The organism is Azospirillum sp. B506 (genome assembly GCF_000333595.1).
GTDB lineage: Bacteria > Pseudomonadota > Alphaproteobacteria > Azospirillales > Azospirillaceae > Azospirillum.
In genome coordinates this window covers 1-5,720 of record NZ_BADK01000606.1, presented here as the reverse complement: position 1 = coordinate 5,720, position 5,720 = coordinate 1, and the positions used below count along the sequence as shown (strand labels likewise).

General features: G+C 66.7%; 7 protein-coding genes. 1 reads left to right on the top strand and 6 read right to left on the bottom strand.

Translation table 11 applies throughout. From position 1 onward, the window contains the following. Positions 1-100 precede the first annotated feature (100 nt). The 5 genes from ureC to I71_RS17840 all read right to left on the bottom strand — a co-directional run bounded on the left by ureC (position 101) and on the right by I71_RS17840 (position 4,208). The gene (gene ureC / locus I71_RS17860) at positions 101-1,810 is read right to left on the bottom strand and encodes an urease subunit alpha (RefSeq protein WP_042696189.1); all 1,710 of its coding nucleotides are present in this window, start codon (positions 1,808-1,810) and stop codon (positions 101-103) included. A gap of 26 nt (positions 1,811-1,836) precedes the next feature. Then, a complete protein-coding gene (locus I71_RS17855) occupies positions 1,837-2,142 on the bottom strand; it encodes an urease subunit beta (RefSeq protein ID WP_042696188.1) in 306 nt (101 codons plus the stop codon). A 10-nt stretch (positions 2,143-2,152) separates the two neighbouring features. Beyond that, complete coding sequence (locus I71_RS17850; RefSeq protein WP_042696187.1) at positions 2,153-2,455, bottom strand: urease subunit gamma; 303 nt, start codon at positions 2,453-2,455, stop codon at positions 2,153-2,155. A 124-nt stretch (positions 2,456-2,579) separates the two neighbouring features. Next, the gene (locus I71_RS17845) at positions 2,580-3,461 is read right to left on the bottom strand and encodes an urease accessory protein UreD (RefSeq protein ID WP_042696190.1); all 882 of its coding nucleotides are present in this window, start codon (positions 3,459-3,461) and stop codon (positions 2,580-2,582) included. 93 nt (positions 3,462-3,554) lie between these two features. Then, positions 3,555-4,208 (bottom strand): response regulator transcription factor, encoded by a 654-nt coding sequence (locus I71_RS17840; protein ID WP_244433903.1) that lies wholly within the window; start codon positions 4,206-4,208, stop codon positions 3,555-3,557. A 456-nt stretch (positions 4,209-4,664) separates the two neighbouring features. Here I71_RS17840 and I71_RS17835 point away from each other — a divergent pair, with 456 nt between their 5' ends. After that, complete coding sequence (locus I71_RS17835; protein WP_042696185.1) at positions 4,665-5,333, top strand: response regulator transcription factor; 669 nt, start codon at positions 4,665-4,667, stop codon at positions 5,331-5,333. Positions 5,334-5,442: 109 nt separating this feature from the next. Here the strand turns inward: I71_RS17835 and I71_RS36130 are convergent. Next, the coding region (locus I71_RS36130; RefSeq protein ID WP_199902207.1) for a DJ-1/PfpI family protein at positions 5,443-5,720 on the bottom strand (278 nt) is incomplete at its 5' end.

The window sequence follows — 5,720 nt, the reverse complement described above, 5'->3', positions numbered from 1 at the left end:
GTTGGGATGAGGGGGTTCGGCGCAGCCGAAGAAATCCTCGAAGCGCATCCCCCTCACCCTAACCCTCTCCCCAGGGGGGAGAGGGGATAAAAAAAGCAGCTCAGAACAGGAAATAGCGCTGCGCCATCGGCAGGACGTCCGCCGGTTCGCAGGTCAGCAGCTGTCCGTCCGCCCGCACCTCGTAGGTCTCCGGATCGACCTCGATGTGCGGGGTGGCGTCGTTGTGGATCATGTCCCTCTTGCCGACGCTGCGGGTGCCCCGGACGGCGATCAGCTCCCGGTGCAGGCCAAGCTGGCGGCCGACCTCCAGTTCCAGCGCCTTGGCGCTGACGAAGGTCACGCTGCTGGCCTGCATCGCCCGGCCGAAGGCACCGAACATCGGCCGGTAATGCACCGGCTGCGGCGTCGGGATCGAGGCGTTGGGATCGCCCATCAGGGCGGCGGCGATGGTGCCGCACTTGATGACCATGTCCGGCTTCACGCCGAAGAAGGCCGGCGACCACACCACCAGATCGGCCAGCTTGCCGACCTCGACCGAGCCGACGACATGGCCGATGCCGTGCGACAGCGCCGGGTTGATGGTGTATTTGGCGATGTAGCGCTTGACCCGGAAATTGTCGTTGTCGCCGGTCTCCTGCGGCAGCCGCCCGCGCTGCAGCTTCATCTTGTGCGCGGTCTGCCAGGTGCGGATCACCACCTCGCCCAGCCGGCCCATCGCCTGGCTGTCCGAAGAGATCATCGAGAAGACGCCCAGATCGTGCAGGATGTCCTCCGCCGCGATGGTCTCGCGCCGGATGCGGCTTTCGGCGAAGGCGACGTCCTCGGGGATGCGCGGGCTGAGGTGGTGGCACACCATCAGCATGTCGAGATGCTCGTCCACCGTGTTGATGGTGAAGGGCCGCGTCGGGTTGGTCGAGCTGGGCAGCACATTGGCGAGGCTGGCCACCCGGATGATGTCCGGCGCATGGCCGCCACCCGCCCCTTCGGTGTGGAAGGTGTGGATGGTGCGGCCCTTGAACGCCGCGATGGTGTCCTCGACGAAGCCCGATTCGTTCAGCGTGTCAGTGTGGATCGCCACCTGGACGTCGAGCTGGTCGGCCACCGTCAGGCAGGTGTCGATGGCGTCCGGCGTGGTGCCCCAATCCTCGTGCAGCTTCAGCCCGCAGGCGCCGGCGGCGATCTGCTCCAGCAGCGCGTCGGGACGGCTGGTGTTGCCCTTGCCGAAAAAGCCCAGGTTGATCGGCAGCCCTTCGGCGGCCTGGAGCATCCGCTCCATATGCCAGGGACCGGGCGTGCAGGTGGTCGCCGAGGTGCCGGCGGCCGGGCCGGTGCCGCCGCCCAGCATGGTGGTGACGCCGCTGTTCAGCGCCTCGTCCACCTGCTGCGGGCAGATGAAGTGGATATGGGCGTCGATGCCGCCGGCGGTGACGATCTTGCCCTCGCCGGCGATCACCTCGGTGCCCGGACCGACGATGATGTCGACGCCGGGCTGGATGTCGGGGTTGCCGGCCTTGCCGATGGCGGCGATGCGCCCGCCGGTGATGCCGATGTCGGCCTTGACGATGCCCCAATGGTCGATGATCAGCGCATTGGTGATGACGGTGTCGACCGCCCCCTGGTGGCGCGAACGCTGGGACTGCCCCATGCCGTCGCGGATCACCTTGCCGCCGCCGAACTTCACCTCTTCGCCATAGACGGTGTGGTCGCGTTCGACCTCGACGATCAGGTCGGTGTCGGCCAGCCGGATGCGGTCGCCGGTGGTCGGGCCGTAGAGAGCCGCATATTCGGCCCGGTCGATGCGGTGCGCCATGGTTCTTCGCCCTTCCTGTCGGCCCGTCAGAGGGCGCCGTTGACCTTGCGGTTGAAACCGATCACCACCCGGTCGCCGCCATAGGCGACGAGCTTGACAGGACGGGTCTGGCCGGGCTCGAAGCGCACCGCCGTCCCGGCGGGAATGTCCAGCCGGAAGCCGCGCGCCTTCTCGCGGTCGAAGGTCAGCGCGCTGTTGGTCTCGTAGAAATGGAAGTGCGAGCCGACCTGGATCGGCCGGTCGCCGGCATTGGCGACGTCCAGTTCGACGGTCTCACGGCCGTCGTTCAGCACGATCTCGCCGGCCGCCGGGAAGATTTCACCGGGTTTCATGGGTGCCCCCTCAACGGATCGGCTGGTGGACGGTGACGAGCTTGGTGCCGTCGGGGAAGGTCGCCTCGACCTGGATGTCGTGGATCATCTCGGGGATGCCGTCCATCACCTGATCGCGGGTCAGCACGGTGGCGCCGTCGCGCATCAGCTCGGCGACCGTGCGGCCGTCGCGCGCGCCCTCGACCACGTAATCGGTGATGAGGGCCACCGCCTCGGGATGGTTCAGCTTGATGCCGCGCTCCAGCCGCCGCCGCGCCACCATCGCCGCCATCGCGACGAGCAGCTTGTCCTTCTCGCGCCCTGTCAGGTTCATCGGGGGATTGCCCTTTCGCCACCCTGTTCGTTGTCGGCGATTATGCCACGCCGGCGCGGCTCGCCAAGTGCGTCGTATGACGTAGGGGATTGAAAGTGCTTGCGGCAAGGCTTGAACGCCGCCGTCAGACCTCCCACAGCCGCGGCAGACGGGTGGGCAGCCCCGCCGCTTCGGCACGCAGGCCGGACCACAGAGCGGCATAGGCGCGGCGCACCGCACGGGCCTCGCCGCCGAGAATGCGGACGATCAGCAGGCCGTCCAGCGCGGTGGCGCCGATGCGGGCACCCTCCAAAGGTTCCGCCAGCACGCGGACGGCGTCGAGATGGCGCGAGGCATCGGGAGCGGCATGCAGCAGGGTGGCGCAGGCGGCGGCACCGCCGAAACCGGCGGGATGGACAAGAGCCTCGGCGATGTCGTCGTCCAGATGCAGGGCGTCGGCCCACACCAGGCGGCCGTCGCGGGCGACCTCCCAGGCATCGCGGATCAGGCCGCGGGTGACGGTCTCGCCGAAGGCGGCGCGGCCGAAGACCAGCATCTCGCCGGCGACCACCCGAGCATCGCCGGACAGCTCGATCCGGGTCAGGCGGCGCAGGCGGGAGCCTTCGAAGACGATGGCTTCCTGCGGCATCCATTCCAGCCAGCCCCCCTCCTCCACCGCCAGCCTGGTGTCGATGCGGCAGTCGGCGCCGGTGGAGCGGTAGACCTTCTCGGCCGCCTGGGTGGTGATCAGCGCCCTGGCGCCCGGCCCGGCCGACAGGTCGATGTCCAGCCGGTCGCCACCGACCATGCCGCCCGAGGTGGTGGCGAGCACCGCGATGGGAAGGTCGTCGCGACGCGGCGTCGGCATCAGCACCCGCAGCGGGTCATGATGATAAAGCGTCGCCAGCCGGGTCTCGCCATGGCGATGGTCGAAACGGACGGTCGCGGCGCCATGGACAGCGACCTTCTTCTCCTCGCGCGCCTTTTCCCCACTCGTCGAATATTCCGGCCTGCCGGCCACCGCCACCTGAACCAAGCGCCCGCTCCCCACTGGATCACAAGGGCGCCAGTCTGCCGGAAGCGGTGCCGTTCAGGCAATGCGGACGAAGCCTTGACCTGTTCAGCCGTCGCCGGTGAAGCAGCCGTTGCGGGCGGCGACCACCGCGACCTGGGTGCGGTTGCGCACGCCCAGCTTCTGCATGATGGCGCGCACATGCACCTTCACCGTACCTTCCAGCACGCCCAGGCCGCGGGCGATCTCCTTGTTGGAGTGGCCGGCCAGAAGCAGCTCGAACACGTCGCGCTGGCGGTCGGTCAGGCGATGCAGGATGTCCTCGTTGCCGCGCGGTCCCTCTGCCAGCGCCCCGCTCAGCACCGCGCGCGGCAGCGGCAGGAAGATGTCGCCGCTGAGCGCCAGCGAGATGGCATGCTCCAGCACCTCCGGGGGGCTGGTCTTCAGCACATAGCCGCGGGCGCCCATGCGGACGCTGTCGACGATGTCGGCCACCTCGTCCGAATTGGTCAGGATCAGGACCGGCACGTCGCCCAGCGTTTCCTTCAGCTGGCGCAGCCCGGCGATGGCGCCGCCGCCCGCATCATCCTCGTCCCCCCGCGGCGGCCCCGGATCGTACAGGACCAGGGCCAGTTCGGGAGTCTGCCGGCCGATGGTCAGCGCTTCATCCAACGACCCGGCCTCCAGCACGCGCGTCCCGGGGCAGATCTCGCCGATGGACAGCGCGAAGCCATGGCGGACCATCGGCTGCTCGTCGACCACCAGAAAAATCCGCGTGGGATTGCCCGCGCTACGCGAACCATCGCGCGCTTGAAGCTCGAACTCCATCGTGTCCCCTTATTCTCAGCGGACCGCTCCTCAATAGGGCCAAGAACACCAAAAAACCCCAATGGGAAAGCGGTTCATTCGCGCCGCTCCATGGCGCAGCTACCCCTAAATATCGAATGAATGGATCTGCGTTCATTTTCCCGCCAATTCCGATCTATTGGCTGTGACTTTCCTGGTCTCACCTTGCGCTGTTGGTTAATGAACCGTATAAATCATCCCGGCATGAAGCGTAAAGCCCGCTGTTCCGAACAATATTGTTCTAATTTTCTATGTTCGGAGTCCGCGCGGCCCGGGCCGACCGGTCCGGTCCTTTTCCTGGATCTTCAGGCGCGGAGCAAAAGGGGGGGATCGCCGCCGTCCGGCGAAGGACGGCTCAGCGGAGGATGATCGATGACGATATGGAATGTGATGCTGGTTGACCATGACCGGCTGTTTTCGGCGGCTCTGGCGACGCTGATCGGCGGCGGTCCCTTCCGGGTCAGCGCCCACGCGGCCAGCGCCGACGACGCGCTCGACCTGATTGCCGACGGCGAGGAACCCGACCTGATCGTGCTGGCACTCCAGGACGGCATGCCGGAGGAGATTGCCGGCATCCGGCGGCTGCGCGACGGTACCTCCGCCCGGATCGCCGTGCTGGCCGATACCATTGCCGACCGCAGCCTGTCACAGTCGCTGAAGGCCGGTGCCGACGCTTATCTGAACAAGAGCATGTCGAGCGAGAGCCTGCTGCGCTCACTTCGGCTGGTGATGCTGGGCGAGGTGGTCTATCCCACCCATGTCGCCGGCCTGCTGATGGCCGCCGCCAACGAACGCCCGCAGCACAGCCCGCCCCACATCGCCATACCACCCAGCGGCGACCTGTCGAAGCGCGAGGTGCAGATTCTGCGCTGCCTGCTGGCCGGCCAGTCGAACAAGGCCATCGCCCGCAATCTGCACATCACCGAATCGACGGTGAAGATGCATTTCAAGAATGTGATGCGGAAGATCAACGCGCAGAACCGCACACAGGCGGCGGTATGGGCGATCCAGAACGGGTTATCGCCGCTGGTGTCGGCGTAGATTTGGCATGTTGAGAAGGCGTCGGCCGACGACGCCCCCACCCTAACCCTCCCCCGCTGGGCGGGGGAGGACAGGTGGGAGTCTAGCGCCACGAGAATCCTGCGCCCGCCTACTCCGCCGCGTGACGATGGCCACCATGGCGGCCTTCGCAGAATTCCTCGATCATTTTGCGGCAGAATGCCCGAATGTCATCCGTTTTGCGCCATGTGACCACCCCGTGCTCTGACACAGACTGATATTCGACACACATTGCTCCCGCTTTGCGGAGGTCGGTCTGCAAGGAAGGGCAGCTGGTTGTACGTTTGCCCAGATTTCCGGGCGCGTATATCATTGTCCACGGACCATGATTCATAGCCGCGATAGCGCGATCAGAATCGACCACATTTT

Coding starts and splice junctions, on each gene's coding strand:
- ureC (WP_042696189.1), bottom strand. CDS start 1,810: ATGGCGCACCGCATCGACCGGGCCGAATATGCGGCTCTCTACGGCCCG.
- I71_RS17855 (WP_042696188.1), bottom strand. CDS start 2,142: ATGAAACCCGGTGAAATCTTCCCGGCGGCCGGCGAGATCGTGCTGAAC.
- I71_RS17850 (WP_042696187.1), bottom strand. CDS start 2,455: ATGAACCTGACAGGGCGCGAGAAGGACAAGCTGCTCGTCGCGATGGCG.
- I71_RS17835 (WP_042696185.1), top strand. CDS start 4,665: ATGACGATATGGAATGTGATGCTGGTTGACCATGACCGGCTGTTTTCG.